Origin of the sequence: Pseudomonas rhizosphaerae, assembly GCF_000761155.1 — a bacterium.
Taxonomy (GTDB): Bacteria; Pseudomonadota; Gammaproteobacteria; order Pseudomonadales; family Pseudomonadaceae; genus Aquipseudomonas; species Aquipseudomonas rhizosphaerae.
This window is the reverse complement of sequence record NZ_CP009533.1, coordinates 3,491,857-3,517,500: the sequence shown is the minus strand read 5'-3', so window position 1 is coordinate 3,517,500 and position 25,644 is coordinate 3,491,857. Positions and strand designations below refer to the sequence as shown.

Annotated in this window: 7 protein-coding genes and 3 rRNA genes (1 of these 10 only partly in view); 7 read left to right on the top strand and 3 right to left on the bottom strand. The window is 60.7% G+C overall.

Annotated features, from left to right (window positions below; all coding sequences use genetic code 11):
- The 3 genes from LT40_RS15525 to rrf (LT40_RS15515) all read left to right on the top strand — a co-directional run.
- A 23S ribosomal RNA gene (locus LT40_RS15525) occupies nucleotides 1-2,481 on the top strand; it begins 413 nt to the left of the window's first position.
- A 148-nt stretch (nucleotides 2,482-2,629) separates the two neighbouring features.
- Nucleotides 2,630-2,745: ribosomal RNA gene (gene rrf, locus LT40_RS15520) — 5S ribosomal RNA — on the top strand.
- A gap of 107 nt (nucleotides 2,746-2,852) precedes the next feature.
- A 5S ribosomal RNA gene (rrf, locus tag LT40_RS15515) occupies nucleotides 2,853-2,969 on the top strand.
- An 80-nt stretch (nucleotides 2,970-3,049) separates the two neighbouring features.
- Here rrf (LT40_RS15515) and LT40_RS15510 read toward each other — a convergent pair.
- The gene (locus LT40_RS15510; protein ID WP_043191866.1) at nucleotides 3,050-3,742 is read right to left on the bottom strand and encodes a GntR family transcriptional regulator; all 693 of its coding nucleotides are present in this window, start codon (nucleotides 3,740-3,742) and stop codon (nucleotides 3,050-3,052) included.
- Between the two features lie 230 nt (nucleotides 3,743-3,972).
- Between LT40_RS15510 and lapG the strand changes: the two genes are divergently transcribed.
- Both lapG and lapD read left to right on the top strand, forming a co-directional pair.
- The gene (lapG, locus tag LT40_RS15505; protein WP_043191864.1) at nucleotides 3,973-4,665 is read left to right on the top strand and encodes a cysteine protease LapG; all 693 of its coding nucleotides are present in this window, start codon (nucleotides 3,973-3,975) and stop codon (nucleotides 4,663-4,665) included.
- Between the two features lie 11 nt (nucleotides 4,666-4,676).
- Complete coding sequence (gene lapD / locus LT40_RS15500; RefSeq protein WP_043191863.1) at nucleotides 4,677-6,629, top strand: cyclic di-GMP receptor LapD; 1,953 nt, start codon at nucleotides 4,677-4,679, stop codon at nucleotides 6,627-6,629.
- A 73-nt stretch (nucleotides 6,630-6,702) separates the two neighbouring features.
- On the opposite strand, the gene LT40_RS15495 is transcribed toward lapD, so the two are convergent.
- Nucleotides 6,703-7,041 (bottom strand): hypothetical protein, encoded by a 339-nt coding sequence (locus LT40_RS15495; RefSeq protein WP_043191861.1) that lies wholly within the window; start codon nucleotides 7,039-7,041, stop codon nucleotides 6,703-6,705.
- A 122-nt stretch (nucleotides 7,042-7,163) separates the two neighbouring features.
- The gene (locus tag LT40_RS15490) at nucleotides 7,164-21,065 is read right to left on the bottom strand and encodes a retention module-containing protein (protein ID WP_043191860.1); all 13,902 of its coding nucleotides are present in this window, start codon (nucleotides 21,063-21,065) and stop codon (nucleotides 7,164-7,166) included.
- An 876-nt stretch (nucleotides 21,066-21,941) separates the two neighbouring features.
- On the opposite strand from LT40_RS15490, the gene LT40_RS15485 reads away from it, so the two are divergent.
- Both LT40_RS15485 and LT40_RS15480 read left to right on the top strand, forming a co-directional pair.
- Nucleotides 21,942-24,095: a type I secretion system permease/ATPase gene (locus LT40_RS15485; protein WP_043191858.1), complete on the top strand. Its 2,154-nt coding sequence runs from the start codon at nucleotides 21,942-21,944 to the stop codon at nucleotides 24,093-24,095.
- Nucleotides 24,085-25,461 (top strand): HlyD family type I secretion periplasmic adaptor subunit, encoded by a 1,377-nt coding sequence (locus tag LT40_RS15480; RefSeq protein ID WP_043191856.1) that lies wholly within the window; start codon nucleotides 24,085-24,087, stop codon nucleotides 25,459-25,461. Before LT40_RS15485 ends, LT40_RS15480 begins: the two co-directional genes overlap by 11 nt.
- Nucleotides 25,462-25,644: the final 183 nt, after the last annotated feature.

Sequence of the window (25,644 nt, the reverse complement as noted above, 5' to 3'; positions counted from 1 at the left end):
AGGCTAAATACTACTGACTGACCGATAGTGAACTAGTACCGTGAGGGAAAGGCGAAAAGAACCCCGGAGAGGGGAGTGAAATAGATCCTGAAACCGTATGCGTACAAGCAGTGGGAGCAGACTTTGTTCTGTGACTGCGTACCTTTTGTATAATGGGTCAGCGACTTATATTCAGTGGCGAGCTTAACCGAATAGGGGAGGCGTAGCGAAAGCGAGTCTTAATAGGGCGTTTAGTCGCTGGGTATAGACCCGAAACCGGGCGATCTATCCATGGGCAGGTTGAAGGTTAGGTAACACTGACTGGAGGACCGAACCGACTACCGTTGAAAAGTTAGCGGATGACCTGTGGATCGGAGTGAAAGGCTAATCAAGCTCGGAGATAGCTGGTTCTCCTCGAAAGCTATTTAGGTAGCGCCTCATGTATCACTGTAGGGGGTAGAGCACTGTTTCGGCTAGGGGGTCATCCCGACTTACCAAACCGATGCAAACTCCGAATACCTACAAGTGCCGAGCATGGGAGACACACGGCGGGTGCTAACGTCCGTCGTGAAAAGGGAAACAACCCAGACCGTCAGCTAAGGTCCCAAAATCCTGGTTAAGTGGGAAACGATGTGGGAAGGCTTAGACAGCTAGGAGGTTGGCTTAGAAGCAGCCACCCTTTAAAGAAAGCGTAATAGCTCACTAGTCGAGTCGGCCTGCGCGGAAGATGTAACGGGGCTCAAACCAGGTACCGAAGCTACGGGTATCATCTTATGATGATGCGGTAGAGGAGCGTTCTGTAAGCCTGTGAAGGTGAGTTGAGAAGCTTGCTGGAGGTATCAGAAGTGCGAATGCTGACATGAGTAACGACAATGGGTGTGAAAAACACCCACGCCGAAAGACCAAGGTTTCCTGCGCAACGTTAATCGACGCAGGGTTAGTCGGTCCCTAAGGCGAGGCTGAAAAGCGTAGTCGATGGAAAACAGGTTAATATTCCTGTACTTCTGGTTATTGCGATGGAGGGACGGAGAAGGCTAGGCCAGCTTGGCGTTGGTTGTCCAAGTTTAAGGTGGTAGGCTGAGATCTTAGGTAAATCCGGGATCTCAAGGCCGAGAGCTGATGACGAGTTGTCTTTCAGACGACGAAGTGGTTGATGCCATGCTTCCAAGAAAAGCTTCTAAGCTTCAGGTAACCAGGAACCGTACCCCAAACCGACACAGGTGGTTGGGTAGAGAATACCAAGGCGCTTGAGAGAACTCGGGTGAAGGAACTAGGCAAAATGGCACCGTAACTTCGGGAGAAGGTGCGCCGGTGAGGGTGAAGGACTTGCTCCGTAAGCTCATGCCGGTCGAAGATACCAGGCCGCTGCGACTGTTTATTAAAAACACAGCACTCTGCAAACACGAAAGTGGACGTATAGGGTGTGACGCCTGCCCGGTGCCGGAAGGTTAATTGATGGGGTTAGCGCAAGCGAAGCTCTTGATCGAAGCCCCGGTAAACGGCGGCCGTAACTATAACGGTCCTAAGGTAGCGAAATTCCTTGTCGGGTAAGTTCCGACCTGCACGAATGGCGTAACGATGGCGGCGCTGTCTCCACCCGAGACTCAGTGAAATTGAAATCGCTGTGAAGATGCAGTGTATCCGCGGCTAGACGGAAAGACCCCGTGAACCTTTACTATAGCTTTGCACTGGACTTTGAATTTGCTTGTGTAGGATAGGTGGGAGGCTTTGAAGCGTGGACGCCAGTCTGCGTGGAGCCAACCTTGAAATACCACCCTGGCAACTTTGAGGTTCTAACTCAGGTCCGTCATCCGGATCGAGGACAGTGTATGGTGGGTAGTTTGACTGGGGCGGTCTCCTCCTAAAGAGTAACGGAGGAGTACGAAGGTGCGCTCAGACCGGTCGGAAATCGGTCGTAGAGTATAAAGGCAAAAGCGCGCTTGACTGCGAGACAGACACGTCGAGCAGGTACGAAAGTAGGTCTTAGTGATCCGGTGGTTCTGTATGGAAGGGCCATCGCTCAACGGATAAAAGGTACTCCGGGGATAACAGGCTGATACCGCCCAAGAGTTCATATCGACGGCGGTGTTTGGCACCTCGATGTCGGCTCATCACATCCTGGGGCTGAAGCCGGTCCCAAGGGTATGGCTGTTCGCCATTTAAAGTGGTACGCGAGCTGGGTTTAGAACGTCGTGAGACAGTTCGGTCCCTATCTGCCGTGGACGTTTGAGATTTGAGAGGGGCTGCTCCTAGTACGAGAGGACCGGAGTGGACGAACCTCTGGTGTTCCGGTTGTCACGCCAGTGGCATTGCCGGGTAGCTATGTTCGGAAAAGATAACCGCTGAAAGCATCTAAGCGGGAAACTTGCCTCAAGATGAGATCTCACTGGAACCTTGAGTTCCCTGAAGGGCCGTCGAAGACTACGACGTTGATAGGTGGGGTGTGTAAGCGCTGTGAGGCGTTGAGCTAACCCATACTAATTGCCCGTGAGGCTTGACCATATAACACCCAAGCAATTTGCGTCGAACGACCAGATTGCGGTGACTGTGGAGATGACACGAACCGAAAGTTCGCAGCAAGACAACCCACGACTATCACATACCCGATTCGCTGGAGTGCCTTCCAAAGGGCATCCTGGCTACAGAATTTCTTGACGACCATAGAGCATTGGAACCACCTGATCCCATCCCGAACTCAGCAGTGAAACGATGCATCGCCGATGGTAGTGTGGGGTTTCCCCATGTGAGAGTAGGTCATCGTCAAGATTCAATTCCGAAACCCCTATCTGCGTGAGCAGGTAGGGGTTTTGTCTATAAGTAGAAGTCCCAATATTTCGCTGTGGTTGGCAACGCCGATCCGGCACACGGAATTTCTTGACGACCATAGAGCATTGGAACCACCTGATCCCATCCCGAACTCAGCAGTGAAACGATGCATCGCCGATGGTAGTGTGGGGTTTCCCCCATGTGAGAGTAGGTCATCGTCAAGATTGAATAAGAAAACCCCTGTCTGCTCACGCAGACAGGGGTTTTTGCTTTCTGGCCTCTGGGTTCTTCCGGGCGTTTGGCTTCAGTTGCTTGAGCGTTGCGCCAGATAGCGTTCGATGGCGTCTACGCCGCGCTGGAGATGCTCTCGCAACAGTTCGACCGCCAGGGCTACATTGCGCTGCCTGGCGGCCTGCAACATGTTCCGGTGATCGTCCTGGGCCATATTACGCAAGCCCATGGCTTCGAGGTTGAAGCGCAGGAAGCGCTCTTCTTCGATGAGCCCTTCATCTACCAGGTTCAGTAAACGGCGGTTATTGGCATGGGCGTACAGCGTTCGATGGAACGCCCGGTTCAGACGACTGATCTCGACGTAATCCGATGTGCGTTCCAAGCGCTCGATGCAGTCCTGTGCAAAGGCAAAATCTGCTTCTTCCAACAGTGGGACTGAAAGACGCAAGGCTTCGCACTCCAGGAGCATGCGCAAGGCATAGGTTTCTGCGGAGTCGTGATTGATCAGGGGAGCGACCACTGCGCCTTTGTGATGCACGACCTTCAACAGGCCCTGTGCTTCAAGCTGGCGCAGGGCTTCGCGCACTGGCATGCGACTGACGCCGAACAATGTGGCCAGCTCCTGCTGCCGGATGGCCATGCCGCAGGGTAGGCGTCCATCGTAGATGGCTGCACGAAGCCTTTCTTCAATCACCGAGCGTGCCAGATGCGCAGGCACTTGTTCACTGCCGAGAATACTGGCCAGCACAGTGGGTTTTCCAGTCACGCCAAACTGCCTCTGCTATTTTTGCGACATCCTGACGCAACCAGTTACACATTGAAAGCTGGCGCATTTGAATAACGACCCGCGAGGCTGATAGCCAGACGAAGTGCAGTATTGAAGCGACGAAAAGGCTGCACAGGATCACGAGAAAGTGATTTCATCGTGCCATTGTTTTTTACCCAGCGCCCCCGCACCATGGTGGGCTGCAATGCGTCCCCGGCGGATCGAACACGTTGCTCACACGGTTGAAGTACCTACAGACGGTGCGCTGTCTTGCGATTGCCTTTGCCCTGGCAGGCACATTGCTGGGTGGACTTCATGCCGACTGGGATTTCAATCAGATCAGTCGCCGCGCCGAGGGTCTGTATGGTCCATTAGGTGAAGGCGCGCAGCGTATCGATGCGTGGCAACGGCTGTTGGCTACCCAGAAGCCGTTGAGTGAAAGCGAACAGTTGGAAGTGGTGAACAAGTTTTTCAACCATCAGCTGCGGTATCGCGAGGACCTGGATCTGTGGCATGAGGTGGACTATTGGGCCACGCCGGTACAGTCGTTGCTCAAGGGTGCAGGCGACTGCGAGGACTATGCGATTGCCAAGTACTTCAGCCTGCGTCATCTGGGCGTTGCCGCCGACAAGCTGCGCATCACCTACGTCAAGGCGCTGCGGCAGAACCGCGCGCACATGGTGCTCACCTACTACGCCACCCCGACTGCCATGCCCCTGGTACTGGACAGCCTGATGGACCCTATATTGCCTGCCAATCAGCGCCAGGACCTTTTGCCTGTCTATGCCTTCAACGGTGAGGGGTTGTGGCTCACCGGCGCTGGTGGCAACAAGAAGGTAGGTGATACCAAGCGCCTGTCGCGTTGGCAGGATGTGCTGAAGAAAATGACCGCCGAAGGCTTTCCGGCCAGTCCGGATTATTAAGTGGAGCAACGATGTCTCTGTTCAAACAGCTGTTGATCGCGATATGCCTGTTTCTGGTGGTGGCTTTCACTGGCAGCTTCATGGTCAGCCTAGAGAGCTCGCGCACTCAGTACGTCAACCAGCTGCGTTCGCACGCCCAGGATGCGGCCACGGCCCTGGCGTTGTCGCTCACGCCCAATATCGACGACCCGGCGATGGTCGAACTGATGGTCAGCTCGATCTTCGACAGTGGCTATTACGCCAGCATTCGCGTGGTCAACCTGGCGGATGACAGCGTCATCGTCGAGCGAGCCGCCGAGCCGGATGGTAACGGTGTGCCAGCCTGGTTCGTGAAGATGATCAATCTAGCCCCAGCCGGCGGCGACGCCATTGTCAGCCGCGGTTGGGAGCAGGCGGCCCGGGTCGAGGTGGTGAGCCATCCGATGTTTGCCGTGGCCAAGCTGTGGCAGGCTGCCCTGGGCAGTCTGGGCTGGTTGCTGCTGTGCGGCGCGGTCAGTGCTGCGCTGGGTGCACTGCTGCTGCGTCGCCAGCTCAAGCCGCTGGACTACATGGTCGAGCAGTCGCACGCCATTGCGCGAAGGGAGTTCCTCAGCCTGCCCGATCTGCCGCGCACGCCTGAACTGCGGCGCGTGGTGCAAGCCATGAATCAGATGGTGGAAAAACTCAAGGCGTTGTTCCATGAGCAGACCGTGCGCAGTGAACGGTTGCGTATCGAGTCGTACCAGGACAGCCTGACCGGACTGGCCAACCGGCGCTATTTCGAGATGCAGTTGCACACGCGGGTGAGCAATCTGGAAGAGGCCAGCGCGGGTTATCTCGTGCTGTTGCGTATCAACGACCTGGCCGGCCTCAACCAACGGCTGGGTGGGCAGCGGACCGACCAGTTGCTGCAGGCGGTCAGCCAGCAGTTGGTACGCACCTGCGCGCGTCACCCTGAGACGCTCAACCTGATCACCCGCAGCCGGGGTGGCGAGTTTTCCATACTGGCACCGGGCATGGTGCGCGAAGAGGCTCAGCAGCTCGCCCAGGCGCTCGACGCGAACCTGCGCAGCCTGGCACAGACCGGCGCTACCGACCTGCTGCCGGTGGCCCATCTGGGGCTGGCACCGTATACGCCTGGGGATGACCCGCAAGCGCTGCTCAAGTTGGCCGACGAGGCCTTGGCGCAGGCCGAGGGCGCGGGTGAGTGCAGTTGGGTCTGTCTCGAGCACAGGGCACTGGCGACGGTGGAGAACGATCACCACGCCTGGCACACGCTGCTCGACAATGCCCTGGCGCAGGGCCGCTTCCAGCTGTACTTCCAGCCGGTCGTGAGCAGCCTGGATACCACGCAGGTGCTTCACCACAAGGTGCTGTCGCGGCTGATCGACGAGCAGGGCCATGCCGTTGCTGCCGGGCGATTCCTGCCTTGGCTGGAGCGCTTCGGGTGGTCGGCACGCCTGGATCGGCTGATGCTAGAGCTGGTGCTGGAACATCTGCGCAAGCACGACGCCACGCTCGCCTTGAACCTGTCTGCAGCCAGCTTGAACGATCCGCAGGCGCTGGAAGCGCTGTTCGAACGATTGGCGCAGTATCCATCCCTGGGCCCGCGCCTGACCCTGGAAATCGGCGAGGAGCAGATTCCGGAACAAAGCGTGCTCGAGCAGCTCACGCGGCGTCTGCGCAGCCTGGGCTACAGCCTGAGCCTGCAGCGCTTTGGCGGGCGTTTCAGCATGATCGGCAACCTGGCGCATCTGGGCCTTGGCTACCTGAAGATCGACGGCAGCTACATTCGCGCCATCGATCAGGAAAGCCACAAGCGGCTGTTCATCGAGGCCATCCAGCGGGCAGCGCACAGCATCGACCTGCCGCTGATTGCCGAGCGGGTCGAGACGCAAGGGGAGTTGCAGGTAATTCGCGAGATGGGGATTGCCGGCGTGCAGGGCCAGCTCGTGGGTGAGCCGCAGCCCTGGCAGCCAGGCTAGGTCTGACGCGCAGGCCTTCGATCCACTCCAGACCGTGCCGTTTCAGGCGCGGTGGTGAAGCGGGGCGAAGGCTTCAGATCAAGCCGGTTTCATCGTCGTTGATCAGCTGATTCAAGCCACCCAGCGCGACACGTGCGCTGGAACGATCCTTGAGCTTGGCCTGGGCCGCTGCCGGCAGATCGGTGACGCGAATGATGCCCTTGCTGGTCAGCACCTGAATCAGGTCGTCGAGTACCCGGATCATGTCCAGGTCGCTCTGCTTGAGCTGTTTCAGGCTGGTTTCGACCACGTCGTTGGCGTACCAGGCCTGGATCTCGTGGTGATCGGCTGGCAGGGTTTCCGTGGCCTCGGCGTAGGCAGCCGCCTCCACGCGGACCAATACACCTTGTTGATCGCGTTGTACGTAGAACATCGAAGCGCTCCCATCGAAAAAAACCTGCCGAGACTGCAGGGCAGCCTCGGCAGAGAGTACACGGATTCAGACCCAATGGATGCCGACGGTCGCCGACCCACAGGGGTCGGCTGCTGGTTGCATCAATCGTGGTGCTTGACCAACAGGTCGCCACCGGAGATCAGCGACTTGATGGCGTCGGTACCGCTGCCCCAATGGGCGTTGTCGACCTTGATGGTGACGTCCGGCGTGACCGAGGCTGCAGCCGAGGCCATGCCACCCTTGGTGCTGATCTGCAGGGTCGAATTACCGGCCGTGTCGGTGCTCAGCTTCAAGTAGTTCGCCAGGTTGGTTTCAGCGTCCGAAGGCAACAGGTCGGACAGGTCCAGCTTGTCGCCTTCGGCATGGCTGAAGTCCTTGATGGTGTCGGTACCGACGTCACCGCTCTTCCAGACGAAGGTGTCCTTGCCTGCGCCGCCGAAGAGGATGTCGTTGCCGGCACCGCCACGCAGGGTGTCATTGCCACTCTGGCCGTAGATAATGTCGTTGCCATCACCACCGTTGAGGAAGTCGTTGCCCCCTTTGGCGACGGTGAACAGACCGGCTTGACCCTCGGAGCTGGCAGGGCCGACATTGAAGTCGCTGGCGTGCTTGGTGATGTAGTCGTGTACCTGTTCGGAGGTGACCGAGCTGGTGTTGGTGACCGATTTCACGTACTCGGTCAGTGCTGCCGTGCCCTCGGTGGTTACGCCGGCCTTGGTGAACGAGATGGTGTCGCCGAACAGGATATCGTGGCCCTCGCCGCCGTTGATGGTGTCGCCACCGGCAGTGATGAGGCTGTTCTTCAGTGCGGCAGCGATATTGCTGACATCGATCTTGGTCTGCACTTCGCCGTCGCTGTCGAACTTCTGCAAGGTGGTTACGCTGGCGCTGTTACCGACGCCGATGGCTTCCACGGTCGAGACCTTGGCCAAGGCCGCGAAGCCCTCCGCCGAACCATCGATGACAGCGTTGTTGGTAGTGCGACCATCGCCTTGGCGATTATTGGCGGTGTCCAGGTAGTAGGTCGGTTCGCCGTCGGTGATCAGGTAGCTGAGCTTGACGGCACCAGTGTTGCTGGTGGCTTCGGTCCCCTTGAACCAAGCCTCGGCCTTGTAGAACGCGGCCTCGTAGTTGGTACCACCGGTGGCGGTGAGGGCGTTGAGACCCAGGCCGGCCTTGATCGCGTCCAGCGACATGTTCGGCGTCAGCGTCAGCGTGGCGCCTTGCTTGGCGTCGGTGCCGAAGTCGACGATGGTCACCTTGACCGTACCGCCGCCCAGGTTCTGCGAGAGCTGCTGGACGGCGGTTGCGACCGAATCCTTCGCGCTGGCCAAGGTGTCCTTCATGCTGCCGGAGCGATCCAGGATGTAGGCGATGTTGTAGCTGGCGCCGTTCTGCGTCTGGGTCGGTGTCACGTCGCCGACGATGATGTCGCGGCCGGTAGTGCCATCCAGCGTCTCGGTGCCGGCGTTGCCGGTGATTGCGCTGTAGCTCTGTTTGGCCTCCACCACGTGCACGGTCAGGGTCTGTTCAGCAGCCGCTGCAGCGACGGCGGTACCGTCCTTGGCGCTGGCGTTGACCTTCAGGTTGATGTCACCGGCAGGCGCATTGGCCGCGGTGGTCAGGGTCAGGGTGGACAGGCTCCAGTCGCTGACGTCCGCGACCTGTGCAGTGCTGCTGGCCGTGAAGCTGTGGGTGCCGTCACTGAGGGTGGCACCGGCCTGGATGTTGGAAATGGTCGTGGTCAGGGTTTCGGAACCGTCACGGTCGACCAGCTGCGAAGTGATCTCGGACAGTGCGATTGCCTTGCCGGCCACACCGGTGTTGCCGGTGGTGGACAGCGTGATGTTGTCCAGCAGGCCACCGTACGAGTTCTTGTCCACCGAAACGAAGGTCAAGGTCTTGCTGGCGGTGCTGTCCACCGGCAATTGCAGGCTGTAGTGCACCATGCCAACGGTGGTGCCGTTGATCACGGCAACCACCTTGTCACCCCACATGACCTTGATGTCGGAATCGCCTTCATGCCCTTTGCGTGGCGAGTAGTCGAAGTCCAGGGTGTACAGCGAACCGGCCTTGGCGTTGGCCACGACAGTGTAGAGGTCGCTAGCGTCGCCCACGTTGCTTTCCAGCTCGATCACCTTGGTGCTGCTGGAGGTGCCGTTGTAGACGCTGTACGGATTGACCTCGATGTAGTTGTTGGCGTTGTGGGTCTTCCACGCCTCGCCCAACTGGCTGACCTGGCCGCTGGTGACGGTGTTGGCGTCGCCGGACAGGGTCCACGAAGTTGGGTTGGCAACGCTCAGCAGCGGAGTATCGCTGACTGGCGCCACGGTGATGTTCAAGGTACTGACCGCGCCGGTATCGGTGGTGTAGCTGACCGTTGGCACGGTGCCGCTCCAGTGCTCGTAACCCTTGGCCGGCGTGTAGGTGTAGCTGCCATCGGCAGCGATGGTCAGATTGCCGACGACTACCGACGGCTTGTCGACTTCGGCGAAGACCTGAGCCGAGGCATGGCCGCTGGCGTCCATGGCATAGCTGGTGCCGCCGACGGTGAACTTGGCCACGGTCAGGCTGTTGTCACCGTCGCGATCATTGGTCAGCACGTTGCCGTTCAGGGTGGCGCCTTCATCGACCGTGGCGGTGTCGGCCACCAGGGTGTTGTCGATGATGTTGATGGCAATACTGGCGTGGGCCGGGTCTGGCGTCAGGCTCTGGAAGTTGCCGCCGGTGACCGAGTCGATGGTCACGACCAGTTGTTCGGTCCCCTCACGCAACTGATCGCTCAGGGTGATGATGGGGAAGGTCGCAGACGACTTGTCGGCGGCGATGACCACGGTGGTCTGGCCCTGGAAGTCAGCGCCGTTGGCCGCCTTGCCCGAATAGCTCAGGGTGACGGTGACCGGGCTCTTGGTCTCGTGGCTGAGGGTCAAGGTGTAGACAGCCGACTGACCTTCGATGATCCGCTCGGCACCGGTGATACCGATGGTGGTCTGTGGACCGGTCACGGTGGTGCTGGCCGATGCATCCTGGTACAGCAGTTTTTCGAAGTTGCCATCGATCGGCTTGCCATTGGCGGCGTTGGCGATACCAGCCACGGCAACCGTGAGGATACCGGCGCGCGAGGCATCGTTGGCCACCGTGTAATTGACGGAGCCTTGGGTGGCCTTGGCTGCGATGTCGATGGTCTGGCCGTTCGACAGCAGCAGCTTCACGGCCTTGTCGGCCGCGTGGTCGAGGGTGGCGGTGTAGGTGATGACGCCGCCGTCGTTGACCGCCGAGGTGGCGCTCAAGGTGACTTTGGTCGCGTCGATGGTGTCGTTGACCAGGACATTGACCGGCGTGGTGCCCGGCACCAGCGTGACGTTGCCGCCACCGCTTACGTTCTGGATAGTGCGGCTGACCGAATCGGCGTCCTTGTACACGTCGTCCGCTGGCGCATCGACGGTGGTCGAGCTTGCCGAGGCGCCCTTGGCGATGCTGATGCTCGCGCCGTTGCCGATGTCGACCCGAATGGTGTCCTGAGCGTTGACGGCATTGCCATGCAGGTCGGTCAGGGTGGCGGTGTACTTGATCACACCGCCCTCGACTGCTTCTGGCTCGGCGGACAAGGTGACGACCACGGCCGGCTTGACCGCCATGGTGCTGTTGGCCACGACCGAGGATGCGCCGTTGACGCCATTGCCCTGCACGCCGGTGTCGGTCACTTCGACCGAGACCTGGCGCACGGTGCTTTCCGGATGCTCACCGGTGGCCTTGAACTGGATCGAGCTGATCAACTCCTGGTAGGCGGCGCGGCTCGCCATCCCTTCCAGGGTGATGGTCATGGTGCCATCGCTGGCGACACCATCGACCTTGTAGCCGATGCCCTGGGTGGTGGTGCCTTTACCGGCCTCGAAGGCCGAGGTCAGGATGTCGCCGGCCATGGTGTTGTGGATGACGATCTTCGCGCTTTGCAGTTGATCGCCAGCGGTGTTGTCCTTGTCGCTGATGGTCAGGCCCGATACCAGGTTGACCGATTCTGCCGAGCCTTCGTTGAAGACCATTTGCTGGTCCATGGCTACCGCTGGCGCTTCGTTCACCGCATCGACGATGACGTTGAGCTGCTGGCTGACCGACGCCGGGTTGGCTTGGTCCGCACTTTCAGTAGCGGTGGCCTTGACGGTCAGGGCCAGCGTGCCGGTGAAGTCGGTCGGCGGGGTGATGGTCAGGGTCTTCAGATCCCACGTGGTGATATCGGCCGTGCCGGTGCCACCGGCGGCAGAGACATAGCTGTGGTTGGCACCATCGCGCAGTACCGCGCCCTCTGGGATACCGCTGATCTGCAGCAGGTGCTGCTCGGAGCCATCACGCGTGTCGCCGAAGGTGACGTTGATGGTACTCAGCTGGATCGCGGTGTTTTCGGCACCGTGGTTCAGTTCGTAACCGGCGTAGTAACCATCGCCGTTGCCGTCGACATGTGGAGTGACGTTGATGCCCTGGTTCACCAGGTCGGCAATGTCGGTGTACAGCGGCACGCCGCTCGCACCGATCGAGGTCGCAGGACCCTGGTCGACCGACAGGTTCAGGTCGTAGAAGCCTGGGCCGTTCTGGTTATGGTGGTACAGGTCCAGGCTGTAGTAGCCGGTTTCGGACGGCGTGATGCTGCCGCTGAAGTCACCCGAAGTCGGGTCGACGCCCGCACCCCAATGGGCAGTGCCCAGGTCCTTGCCACCGACGTTGATCAGCAAACCGTCGTCGGCCTTGCCGCTGAAGGTGTAGGTCTTGCCAGCTTCCAGGAAGATCAGGCCGGTGACTTTGGTGCCAGTGCCCTGGACGATGTTGGTGTCGCCAACGTCGGCGATGACCACGCCCGGACGGCTGCCCGCGGCTTCGATGGTCGACTTGATCAACGCAGGATCAGCGCCTTCACCGGTGTTGCCCAGGCCTTGCAGGTCGGTGTAGGTGTACTTGATCAGGCCGGTCGGGACCACATAGTCCGGGGTCAGGCTGAGGATCGGAGCATCGGCCACCGGCTTGATGTCGATGGTCACGGTGCCTGGCTTGCCCACCAGCGCATCGACCGTCGGGGTGAAGGTGAAGCTGGCGTAGTCGCTGTGCTGGTCACCGGTGCCAGCGTTGTTGTAGGTATCGCTGCCCGACTCGTCGGCTACTGGGACAAAGCGCAGTGCGCCTCCTTCGATTTGCGCCTTGCTGAAGGTGGTGCCCAGATCGGCTGCGGTCAGGTCTTTCCACTCGCTGCCGTCTTTGAACTGCAGCAAACCGTTTGCCGGCAGACCGGTGAACTTGATGCCCAGGTCGAGGCCAGGGTTGGCGGTCGGCTGGATGTTGAACGAAGCCCAGTCCAGGGCCACGGCGGTGTCTTCGGTGCCGCTGAGCTTGTTGCCAGCCACGCCATTGTTGTCGCCGTTGTCGCCTACCACCGGTGCATCGTTGTCGATGATGGTGGTGTCGACGCTGGCGGCTTGTGGGTTGACTACCAGGCTTTCGAAGTTGTCGCCGGTCGGCGTGGCGATGGTCACCACGACGTTTTCGCGACCTTCCACCAAAGCGTCATCGACGATAGGCAGCTGGAACTGAACGCTGGTCTGGCCCTTCGGAATGGTCACGGTGATGCTGTCCGCGCCCTCATGATCGCCGCGTGTAGCGGTGCCGCCGTAGGTCAGATTGAGGGTGACTTGAGTATCGATGTTGGTCGGGTTGCTCAGGGTCAGCGTGTAGGTCGCCGACTGGCCTTCGGTGGCCGACGCATCGCCGGTGAGGCTGATGGTGGTGACGTCGATGGTATCGCCGACCGGGGTCACCACTGGGGTGGTGATCGGGGTCAGTTGTTCGTAGTTGCCGCCGGTGGCGCCAGTGATCGTGGTGGAGACCGAGTCAGCGCCCTTGTACACGTCGTTGCCGACGACGTAGGACACCGAACCCGATGTCTCGCCCACAGGAATGGTAATGACTTGGTCGTTCGACAGCTTGACGACGACCGGTGTGCCAGTCACCGGATTACCCACCGTCGCAGTGTAGACGATGGTGCCGTTTTCCAGCACGCCGCCTGGTGGCGTTTGTGCTGTGAGCACGACATTGGTCACGTCGGTGACCGGGTCGACGATGACGTTCAGCTGCTGGCTGACCGAAGCCGGGTTGGCCGAGTCAGCGCTCTCGGTGGCGGTGGCCGTGACGGTCAGCGCCAGAGTGCCGTTGAAATCGGTCGGCGGCGTGATGGTCAGGGTTTTCAGATCCCACGTGCTGATATCGGCCGTGCCGGTGCCACCGGCTGTAGAAACGTAGCTATGGCCAGCGCCATCACGCAGCTCTGCGCCTGCCGGGATACCGCTGATCTGCAGCACGTGCAGTTCGGAACCATCACGCGTGTCGCCGAAGGTGACGTTGATGGTGCTCAGCTGGATCGCAGTGTCTTCGGCGCCGTGGTTCAGTTCGTAGCCGGCGTAGTAACCATCACCATTGCCATCGACGTGCGGGGTGACGTTGATGCCTTGGTTCACCAGGTCGGCGATGTCGGTGTACAGCAGCGCTCCGCTCTGGCCGATCGGAGTCACGGGGCCTTGGTCGACCGACAGGTTCAGGCCGTAGAAGCCCGGACCGTTCTGGTTGTGATGGTACAGGTCCAGGCTGTAGTAGCCGGTTTCAGTCGGCTTGAAGGTGCCGCTGAAGTCACCTGAAGTGGGGTCGACGCCAGCGCCCCAGTGGGCGGTGCTCAAGTCCTTGCCGCCAACGTTGATCAGCAGACCGTCGTCGGCCTTGCCGGTGAAGGTGTAGGTCTTGCCGGCTTCGAGGAAGATCAGGCCGGTGACTTTGGTAGAGGTGCCCTGTACGACATTGGTGTCACCCACATCGGCAACGACCACGCCCTGAGGCCGGTTGGCGGCTTCGATGGTGGACTTGATCAGTGCAGGGTCAGCGCCTTCGCCATTGGTGCCCAGCCCCTGCAGGCCGGTGTAGGTGTACTTGATCAGGCCGGTCGGAACGACGTAGTCCGGTGTCAGGCTCAGGATCGGAGCATCGGCCACTGGCTTGATGTCGATGGTGACGGTACCGGGTTTGCCCACCAGCGCGTCGACCGTCGGGGTGAAGGTGAAGCTGGCGTAGTCGCTGTGCTGGTCACCGGTACCGGCGTTGTTGTAGGCATCGCTGCCCGACTCGTCGGCTACTGGGACGAACTGCAGCTTGCCGGCATCGATGTCGGCCTTGCTGTAGGTAGTGCCCAAGTCAGCTGCGGTAAGGTTTTTCCAGCCGCTGCCGTCGTTGAACTGCAGGGTGCCGTTTGCCGGCAGGCTGGTGAACTTGATGCCTAGGTCGAGGGTGGGGTTGGCGGTTGGCTCAATGTTGAACGACGCCCAGTTCAGTGCCACGGCGGTGTCTTCGGTACCGGTCAGTTTGTTGCCCGGCACGCCGTCGTTGTCGCCGACCACGGGCGCGTCGTTATCGATGATGACGGTATTGACGCTGGCGGCCTGCGGGTTGACTACCAGGCTCTCGAAGTTGGTGCCGGTCGGATTGGCGATGGTGACCACGACGTTCTCGCGACCTTCGACCAGAGCGTCATCGACGATGGGCAGTTGGAAGTTGGCGCTGGTTTCCCCCGCCTTGATGGTCACGGTGATGGTGTCCGTGCCCCGATAGTCGGCACCTGTCGCACTGCCACCGTAGCTCAGGTTCAGGGTGACCTGCGTATCGACATTGGTCGGATTGCTCAGGGTCAGCGTGTAGCTCGCAGACTCACCTTCGGTTACCGACGCAGTGCCGCTGAGGCTGATAGTGGTGACATCGGTCACATCGCCGACCTGGGTCACGATTGGCGTGGTGTTCGGAGTCAGCTGTTCATAGTTGCCACCGGTTACGCCGGTGATGGCCGTGCTGACGGTGGCGGCGCCGGTGTAGACGTCATTACCCAGGGTGTAGGAAACAGTGCCACTGGTTTCGCCCACACCGATGGTGATGGTCTGGTTGTTGGACAGGGTCACGACAACCGGGGAGCCGGTGACAGGTGCGCCGACGGTCGCGGTATAGACAATGGTGCCGTTTTCCAGGGCGCCGCCCGCTGGGACGGTAGCGGTCAGTACGACGTTTGTGATGTCGGTGCTATCGCCAACCGGCGTTACGACCGGCGTGGTGTTAGGAGTCAGCTGCTCGTAGTTGCCGCCGCTTACGCCGGTGATGGCCGTGCTGACAGGGTTGGCGCCGTTGTAGACGTCGTTACCCAGGGTGTAGGAGACGGTACCGCTGGTTTCGCCCACACCGATGGTGATGGTCTGGTTGTTCGACAGGGTCACTACAACCGGCGAGCCGGTGACCGGAGCGCCAACAGTGGCGGTATAGACGATGGTGCCGTTTTCAACGGCACCGCCCGCTGGAACAGCGGCAGTCAGTACCACGTTGGTAACATCGTTGCTGTCGCTGACCGGAGTCACGACTGGCGTGGTGTTCGGCGTCAATTGCTCGTAGTTGCCACCGCTTACGTCGGTGATGCCAGTGCTGACGTTGTCGGCACCTTTGTACACGTCGTTGCCGACAACATAGGACACCGAGCCCGACGTCTGACCGACGGGAATGGTGATGATCTGGGTGTTCGACAGGGTCACGACAACCGGCGAACCGGTGACCGGTGCGCCGACAGTGGCGGTGTAGACGATGGTGCCGTTTTCAGCGACGCCGCCTGCAGGAACGGTGGCGGTCAGTACGACGTTGGTGACATCGATGCTGTCCCCAACTGGAGTGACGACTGGCGTGGTGTTCGGAGTCAACTGTTCGTAGGTGCCACCGCTTACGCCGGTGATGCCCGTGCTGACGGTGTCAGCGCCTTTGTAAACGTCGTTGCCAATGACGTAAGTCACCGAGCCCGACGTCTGACCGACGGGAATGGTGATGGTCTGGGTGTTCGACAGGGTCACGACCACTGGCGTGCCGGTCACTGGCGAATCCACAGTGGCGGTGTAGACGATGGTGCCGTTCTCGACCGCACCGCCCGCTGGGACTTCGGCGGTGAGTACCACATTGGTCACATCGGTGACCGGGTCGACGATGACGTTCAACTGCTGGCTGACAGAGGCTGGGTTGGCCAGGTCGGCGTTTTCAGTGGCGATGGCGGTGACGGTCAAGGCCACGGTGCCGTTGAAATCGGTCGGTGGGGTAAGGGTCAGGGTGGTCAGGTCCCAGCCGGTGATGTTGGCCGTGCCGTTGCCGCCGGCTTCGGAAACATAAGTGTGGTTGGCGCCGTCACGCAGCACCGCACCCACTGGAATACCGCTGATCTGCAGCACGTGCTGTTCGGAACCATCCAGCGTGTCGCCGAACGAAACGACGATGGAGCTGAGCTGGATCGCCGTGTCTTCGGCACCGTGGTTCAGTTCGTAGCCGGCGTAGTAGCCGTCGCCGTTGGCGTCGACGTGCGGGACGACATCGATGCCCTGGTTGATGACTTCGCTGATATCACTGTAGAGCGGCACGCCGCTCGCACCGATCGACGTCGCCGGACCCTGATCCACCGAGAGGTTCAGGTTGTAGAAGCCTGGGCCGTTCTGGTTGTAGTGATACAGGTCGATGCTGTAGTAGCCGGTTTCGGTCGGCGTGATGCTGCCGGTGTAGTCGCCCGAGGTGGGGTCGATGCCAGCGCCCCAGTGCGCGCCATCCAGGTCCTTGCCGCCAACGTTGATCAACAGACCGTCGTCGGCCTTGCCGCTGAAGGTGTAGGTCTTGCCAGCTTCGAGGAAGATCAGGCCGGTGACTTTGGTACCGGTGCCCTGCACAACGTTCGAGTCACCCACGTCGGAGATGACGACGCCCGGACGGCTGCCGGCGGCTTCGATGGTGGACTTGATCAACGCAGGATCAGCGCCTTCACCGTTGGTGCCAAGGCCTTGCAGGTCGGTGTAGGTGTACTTGATCAGGCCGGAGATCGTCTGGGCCACGGACAGCACGGGGACGTCAGCCACTGGCTTGATGTCGATGACCACGGTGCCCGGCTTGCCCACCAGTGCGTCGACCGTCGGGGTGAAGGTGAAGTTGGCGTAATCGCTGCGCTGGTCGCCCGTGCCACCGTTGTTGTAGGCATCGCTGCCCGACTCATCGGCGACCGGGACGAAGCGCAGTGTGCCCGCGTCGATTTGAGCCTTGCTGAACGTGGTGCCCAGATCGGCCTGGGTCAGGTCTCTCCAGCCCGTGCCGTCGTTGAACTGCAGCGAGCCGTTCGCCGGAAGGCTGGTGAACTTGATCCCCACATCGAGGTTGGGGTTGGCGGTTGGCTGGATGTTGAACGAGGCCCAGTCCAGTGCCAGTACGGTGTCTTCGGTACCGGTCAGTTTATTGCCCGGCACGCCGTCGTTGTCGCCGACCACGGGCGCATCGTTGTCGATGATGGTGGTGTCGACACTGGAGGCCTGTGGATCGACCACCAGGCTTTCGAAGTTGTCGCCGGTTGGCGTAGCGATGGTCACCACGACGTTCTCGCGGCCCTCTACCAGGCTGTCATCGAGGATCGGCAACTGGAACTGAACGCTGGTCTGACCGCGTGGGATGGTCACGGTGATGGTGTCCGGCCCCTGGAAGTCGCTGCGCGAAGCGCTGCCGCCGTAGGTCAGGTTCAGGGTGATCTGCGTGTCGACATTGGTTGGGTTGCTCAATGTCAGGGTGTAGGTAGCCGACTGGCCTTCGGTGACCGACGCATCGCCGGTGAGGCCGATGGTGGTGACATCGATGACATCGCCGACCGGGGTCACGACTGGCGTGGTGATCGGCGTGAGCTGCTCGAAATTGCCACCTGTTACGCCGGTGATCGCAGTGCTGACCGTATCGGCACCTATGTAGACGTCGTTACCCAGCGCGTACGAAACAGTGCCGCTGGTTTCGCCAACGGCGATGGTAATGGTCTGGCCGTTCGACAGAGTGACGACGACAGGGGAATTGGTCACTGTCGCGCCAACGGTGGCGGTGTAGAGAATAGTGCCGTTTTCCAGGGCGCCGCCCGCAGGGACGGTAGCGGTCAGGACGACGTTGGTGACGTCGATGCTGTCGCCGACTGGCGTTACTACCGGTGTGGTGATCGGAGTCAGCTGCTCGTAGTTGCCACCGGTTACGCCGGTGATCGCGGTGCTGATGGTGTCGGCACCGTTGTAGACGTCGTTGCCCAAGGCGAAGGAAACGGTGCCGCTGGTTTCGCCTACTGCGATGGTAATGGTCTGGTTGTTCGACAGGGTCACGACAACCGGCGAGCCGGTGACCGGAGCACCGACAGTGGCGGTGTACAGGATAGTGCCGTTTTCCAGGGCGCCGCCCGCAGGGACGGTAGCGGTCAGGACGACGTTGGTGACGTCGATGCTGTCGCCGACTGGAGTCACGACCGGCGTGGTGATCGGAGTCAGTTGCTCGTAGTTGCCACCGGTTACGCCGGTGATGGCCGTGCTGACGGTATCAGCGCCGTTGTAGACATCGTTACCCAGAGGGAAAGAAACCGAACCGCTGGTTTCGCCCACACCAATGGTGATGGTCTGGTTGTTTGACAGAGTCACGACAACAGGCGAGCCAGTCACTGGTGCGCCAACAGTGGCGGTGTAGAGAATAGTGCCGTTTTCCAAGGCGCCGCCCGCGGGGACGGTGGCGGTCAGGACAACGTTGGTGACGTCGATGCTGTCGCCGACTGGGGTTACGACTGGGGTGGTGATTGGAGTCAGTTGCTCGAAATCACCACCGGTAACGCCGGTAATTGCGGTGCTGATGGTATCAGCGCCATTGTAGACGTCGTTGCCCAAGGCGAAGGAAACCGTGCCGCTGGTTTCGCCCACGGCGATGGTGATGATCTGGTTGTTCGACAGAGTCACGACAACAGGCGAGCCAGTCACTGGTGCGCCAACAGTGGCGGTGTAGAGAATAGTGCCGTTTTCCAGGGCGCCGCCCGCGGGGACGGTGGCGGTCAGGACAACGTTGGTGACGTCGATGCTGTCGCCGACTGGGGTTACGACTGGGGTGGTGATTGGAGTCAGTTGCTCGAAATCACCACCGGTAACGCCGGTAATTGCGGTGCTGATGGTATCAGCGCCATTGTAGACGTCGTTGCCCAAAACGAAGGAAACCGTGCCGCTGGTTTCGCCCACGGCGATGGTGATGATCTGGTTGTTCGACAGAGTCACGACAACGGGCGAGCCAGTCACTGGTGCGCCGACGGTAGCGGTGTAGAGGATGGCACCGTTTTCCAGGGCGCCGCCCGCAGGGACGGTGGCGGTCAACACAACGTTGGTGACGTCGATGCTGTCACCGACTGGCGTTACGACCGGAGTGGTGATCGGAGTCAGTTGCTCGAAGTTACCACCGGTGACGCCAGTGATCGCGGTGCTGATGGTATCGGCACCGTTGTAGACATCGTTGCCCAAAGCGAAGGAAACGGTGCCGCTGGTTTCACCCACGGCGATGGTGATGGTCTGGTTGTTGGACAGGGTCACGACAACAGGCGAGCCGGTGACTGGAGCGCCAACGGTGGCGGTGTAGAGGATGGTGCCGTTTTCCAGGGCGCCGCCCGCGGGGACGGTAGCGGTCAGGACGACGTTGGTGACGTCGATGCTGTCGCCGACTGGCGTTACTACTGGAGTGGTGTTCGGAGTCAGCTGCTCGTAGTTGCCACCGGTTACGCCGGTGATGGCCGTGCTGACGGTATCAGCGCCGTTATAGACGTCGTTGCCCAGAGGGAAAGAAACCGAACCGCTGGTTTCGCCTACACCAATGGTGATGGTCTGGTTGTTCGACAGGGTCACGACGACAGGCGAGCCGGTCACTGGCGCGCCGATGGTAGCGGTGTAGACGATGGTGCCGTTTTCCAGGGCGCCGCCCGCAGGGACGGTAGCGGTCAGGACGACGGTCGTGGTGTCGATCGAGTCGACGATGTTGACCACCGCAGGCGCCGTGCTCGGCACCAGGCTTTCGAAGTTGCCACCGGTGGCGCCGGTGATGGTGGTGTTGATGGTCGTTGGATTGTTGTAGACGTCATTGGCCGGTGCCGCCACGTCGACCGATCCCGAGGACTGGCCTGCCGGGATGGTGATGGTGGAGCCGTTGGACAGAGTCACGGTCACCGGCGTCTGCGCCGGGTTGGTGAGCACGGCGGTGTAGGTGATCGTTGTGCCTTCGGTGACCGGGTTGTTACCTACGATCAGGGTCACGGTAGTGACGTCGATAGTGTCGTCGACACGGGTGACGGCTGGGGTCGGATCAGTCGTGACCACAAGGTCGCCACCGCCGGTCGTGCCGGTGACCACTACGGAAATCTGCGACGGGTCGATATACGGTGTGTTGGTGTCCGGCACGGTGACGTTGACGGCACCTGTGGTCTGGCCTGCGGGGATGAGCACCGATTGGCCGTTGGACAGGTTGACGGTCAGGTCGGCGGAAGGTGCCTGGGTCACGGTGGCGGTGTAGGTGATCACGCCGCCGGCTTCGGTGATGGCGGTCGTTGCCGTCACGGTCAGTGTGGCGGTGCGCTGGACCACGCCATCGTCACCGGTGTCGGCGTTGATCGGGTTGGTATCGCCCTCGATCTCGCGCGTGTTCTGAGCGGCGGCGCCATTCGGGCCTTCGGTAGGGTAGCCGACGGTAGGGTCGACTTCGCCCGCCGTTTCACTGAGCAGGACGAAGCTGTGGCTGCCGCCGCCGTCACCACCGGTGTCGTTCGCACCCGGGCCTGCGGCGGTGGCTTCCAGATCCTGGGTAGGGTCGGCGCCGGCCGCGATGGCCTGCTGCAATTCCTCTACCGAAGGTGCCGCCTGCGCGGTGGCAGCACTCAGGTCAGTGCTGGAGTCGGGCGTGTTGGCGCTCCACTGTGTGTCGCGCCCCAGGTCGATGGTACGGCCATCGGCCAGGGCCAGGGTGACGGCACCTGCCGCACCGGTAACGACCTGCTCCCCGGCGAACAGCCGATCCCCTTCGATGAGCACACGGCGAATCCCCTCTGGGGATACTGCGAATACTTGGCCAACAATGCTTTTGACGATGGCAACAACACTGCTCATGTGGGGGACTCTCCGGGGTGACCATTCGTTTGGTACGGTGCCTGAACATCACCAGTGATGGCGACGGGCATTCGGTACGTATTTTATGCTGTAATATTGGCGCCAAACTATTGTCTAAAATCCGCAAAAATGAACTTTCTGACAATGTATTGACCTATTTGGCGCCATCCTAAACAATCCATTGTGTAATGTCACATTGATATTTCTCGGGTATGCAAAACGCTTCAACAGTGTGAGTTCATTGACGCCAAGACGACCACGACTGACGTTTTTCGCCGACGAATGTGACAAAAAAAGTCGCATCGGGGATATCCGAGACAGATCCCGAGAAATGTTCGCAATGAGTGGCTTGCAGGAAAGCCGAACCTAGCACAAACCCTGCCAGGCCGAGCCTGCACACCGCGTACCCCGTGGATGCGAGGACCGTGGCCTTGGGTGTGGAGAACGAGTCATCGATTTGAATAAAGGCGAGCGCAGGCTTGTCGGTATATGTCGAATAGACAACATCGACCGATGGACAAACATGGCAACGGAAAGTTCGTAATTGTTAGTGCGCAACTAATAACGGTTAACTCTTTGTGTTCATTGAAAATTTTTTTACTCAGGGCGCAATACAGCGAAGTGCCACTGACCGTTGATTGGCGAAATGGATGCGTGCAGGGTCAGGCTGAGTCAGCCGTGAAACACAGCCGTCGGCTACCAGGATTGCTCGCGTCACCGTGCATCCGTTCGCCAAACGAGCTCATGCGAAGCCAGCGACCAGCGTGTACGCTGGCATCCCTTGTGCAAATACAACCCAAACCGCCGCAAGATTCGGCGAGATGAACTGATTCCACAGGGATCGAGGTGTTCAATGAGCGATAAGAGAGTGTCAGCGTGGATTCGGAATTAAGTTCGGTACTACTCAGCCAGGACCCACGCAGCCAGCATGACGATCCGTTGCTCGACGGCCTGCTGACCCTGTGCTCGCTGCATCACAAACCCGCCAGCCGAGCCATGCTGACCACGGGCCTGCCGCTGCCTTCGCAACGCCTGACCGCCGACCTGCTGCCGCGCGCCGCTGCTCGCGCCGGCCTGCAGGGGCGGGTGCTGCAACGCAAGCTGGAACAGATTCCTTCCATCGCCCTGCCAGCCATGCTGATGCTCAAGGACGCACGCTGCGCCGTGCTGCTGGGCTGGGAAGGCGATACCGCGCGTTTGCTGCTCAGCGAAAGCGATGGCGGCGAAGTGCGCGTGGCGCGTGAGGTGCTGGTTCAGGACTTCACGGGACGGGTGTTCTTCGCCCAGCCGCAGCACAAGTTCGACGTCACCAACGGCTCGCTGATCCCGCGTGCCCATTCCTGGTTCCGCGACACCCTCAAGCGCTCGCGCTGGCTGTATGCCGACGCCATCGCGGCCAGCCTGGTGATCAATATCATCGCCTTGGCCGCACCCCTGTTCGTGATGAACGTGTACGACCGCGTCGTGCCCAACCAGGCCACCGCGACCCTGTGGGTGCTGGCGGTGGGTATCTGCGGTGCCTACCTGTTCGACCTGTTGCTCAAGGGCCTGCGCAGCCTGTGCCTGGACCTGGCCGGCAAGAAGACCGACCTGATCATCTCGGCCACGTTGTTCGAGCGCATCGTCGGCATGTCGATGAAAAGCCGTCCGGCACGGGTGGGCAGTTACGCGCAGAACATTCACGAATTCCAGGGCATGCGGGACTTCCTCACGTCGCTGACCCTGACCAGCCTGATCGACCTGCCATTCACGATTCTCATCCTGTTGGTCATCGCCTTGCTGGGTGGGCATCTGGTGTGGATTCCGGTGGTCGCGTTTCCGTTGGCGCTGGGTATCGGCTATTTCCTGCAGAAACCCCTGACCAAGACGCTGGAAAGAACCATGGCGCTGGCCGCCGAGCGTCAGTCGAGCCTGATCGAAACCCTGGGCGGCCTCGATGGGGTCAAGACCAACAACGCCGAAAGCGAGCGCCAGTACCAGTGGGAGCAGACCATCGGTACGCTCAGCCGCCTGGAATTGCGGGTCAAGACCCTGTCCAGCCTGTCGATGAACATCACCTTGCTGATCCAGCAACTGGCCGGCGTGGCGATCATCATCTTCGGTGTCTACCAGATCATCGAAGGCAACCTGAGCATGGGCGGCCTGGTGGCCTGCTACATGTTGAGTGGTCGTGCGCTGGCGCCACTGGCGCAGTTGTCCGGCCTGCTCACCCGCTACCAGCAGGCCAAGGTGACCATGGTGTCGGTCGACCAGATGATGGAGCTGCCCCAGGAGCGCAATTTCGACGAGCGCCCGTTGAGCCGCCAGGTGCTGCAGGGCGCGATGGAGTTTCGCAACGTCGACTTCACCTACCCGAACCAGCAGAACCAGGCCCTGCACGGGATCAACCTGAGCGTGCGCCCCGGTGAGAAGATCGGCATCATTGGCCGCAGTGGCTCGGGCAAGAGCTCGCTGGCCAAGCTGCTGGTGGGGTTGTATCAGCCCGATGCCGGCTCGCTGCTGGTCGATGGCGTGGACATTCGCCAGATCGACGTCAGCGAGTTGCGCCACAACATGGGTTACGTGCCGCAGGACATCCAGCTGTTGTCCGGTACGCTGCGGGACAACCTGGTCTCGGGTGCGCGCTACGTCGATGACGAAATGGTCCTGCAGGCCGCCGAGCTTGCCGGGGTACACGAATTCGCCCGGCTGCATCCGCAAGGCTATGAACTGCAAGTGGGCGAGCGCGGACAGAACCTGTCTGGCGGCCAGCGGCAGAACGTGGCGCTGGCGCGGGCGCTGTTGCTCAACCCGCCGATTCTCTTGCTGGACGAACCGACCAGCGCCATGGACAACACCGGCGAGGAACGCCTGAAAGCGCGCCTGCAAGCCGTCATCGAGAACAAGACCGTGATTCTGGTTACCCACCGTGCTTCGCTGCTGAGCCTGGTCGACCGCCTGTTGGTGATCGACCGTGGGCAGATTCTGGCAGACGGGCCGAAGGCTGCTGTCATGGAAGCATTGAAGAAGGGGCAGATCAGTGTTGCTTAAATCCTCTTCCGGCGGCTTCAAGAATTCCCTCGTACGCTATTTCAAAGGCTCCGATTCCCTGGACGGCCAGCCTTTGCCCGAGGTCGAGAAAGCGCTGATCGACGATGCGCCGCGCATTGTGCGCTTGACCATCTGGGGTGTGATCGCTTTCTTCGTGTTTCTGCTCACCTGGGCGCACTTCGCGGTGATCGACGAGGTGACCAAAGGCGACGGCAAGGCGATTCCTTCTTCGCGCATCCAGAAGATCCAGAACCTGGAAGGCGGCATCGTTGCCCAGATCTACGTCAAGGAAGGGCAGATCGTCGAGGCGGGCGCACCGCTGATTCGTCTGGACGACACGCGCTTTGCGTCCAACGTTGGTGAAACCGAAGCGGATCGGGTGGCCATGGAGCTGCGGGTGGAGCGCCTGAGTGCCGAGGTGGAAAACCGGCCGCTGAACATTACCGCCCAGGCGCGCAAGTCGGTGCCCAACCAGGCGGCCAACGAAGAGTCGCTGTACATGAGCCGTCGCCAGCAGTTGGCCGATGAAATCGGCGGCTTGCAGCAGCAACTGGTGCAGCGCCAGCAGGAGCTGCGCGAGTTCACTTCCAAGGCCGAGCAGTACCGCAACAGTCTGAACCTGCTGCGCCAGGAGATCAGCATGTCGGAGCCGTTGGTGGCCAGGGGTGCGATTTCGCCGGTCGAGGTGCTGCGTCTGCGCCGTTCGGAAGTGGAAACCCGCGGCATGCTCGACGGCACCACGCTGGCGGTGCCGCGTGCACAGGCGGCGATTGGCGAGGTGCAGCGCAAGATCGACGAGACCCGCGGCAAGTTCCGCAGTGAGGCGCTGACCCAATTGAACGAGGCGCGCACCGATCTGGCCAAGACCCAGGCCACGGCCAAGGGACTGGAGGATCGGGTGAGCCGTACCATGGTGACCTCGCCGGTGCGCGGGATCGTCAAGCAGGTGCTGGTCAATACGGTCGGCGGAGTGATCCAGCCGGGCAGTGACATGGCCGAGATCGTGCCGTTGGATGACAGCCTGCTGGTGGAGGCGCGGATTCGTCCGCAGGACATCGCGTTCCTGCATCCGGGGCAGAAGGCGATGATCAAGTTCACGGCCTATGACTACACCATCTACGGCGGGCTGGAAGGCACGCTCGAACAGATCGGCGCCGACACTGTGCAGGATGAAGAGAAGAAGAACACCTTCTATCTGATCAAGCTGCGGACCAACAAGAGCCACTTGGGCTCCGATGAGAAGCCTTTGCTGATCATCCCGGGCATGGTGGCGTCGGTGGACATCATTACCGGCAAGAAGAGCATCCTGAGCTACCTGCTCAAGCCGATCATCAAGTCCCGCGCCGAGGCGTTGCACGAGCGGTAGGGATTCACGCGTCGCGGTCGCTCACGTTCCATTGTAGGAGCGGTCCGTGGCCGCGAACGGCTCGTGGGGTGTGTCTGACGCCCTGCGGTGCGTTTTTCGCGGCCGATGACCGCTCCTACAGGGGATTGCATTCGGTCGGGCATTCTTGACGAAATGTTTCCGTTCCGCGAATATAGATAGTTA

What these genes read in the sequence shown, in the direction of transcription:
- lapD (WP_043191863.1), top strand. Translation starts at nt 4,677, where the DNA reads ATGTCTCTGTTCAAACAGCTGTTGATCGCGATATGCCTGTTTCTGGTG.
- LT40_RS15495 (WP_043191861.1), bottom strand. Translation starts at nt 7,041, where the DNA reads ATGTTCTACGTACAACGCGATCAACAAGGTGTATTGGTCCGCGTGGAG.
- LT40_RS15490 (WP_043191860.1), bottom strand. Translation starts at nt 21,065, where the DNA reads ATGAGCAGTGTTGTTGCCATCGTCAAAAGCATTGTTGGCCAAGTATTC.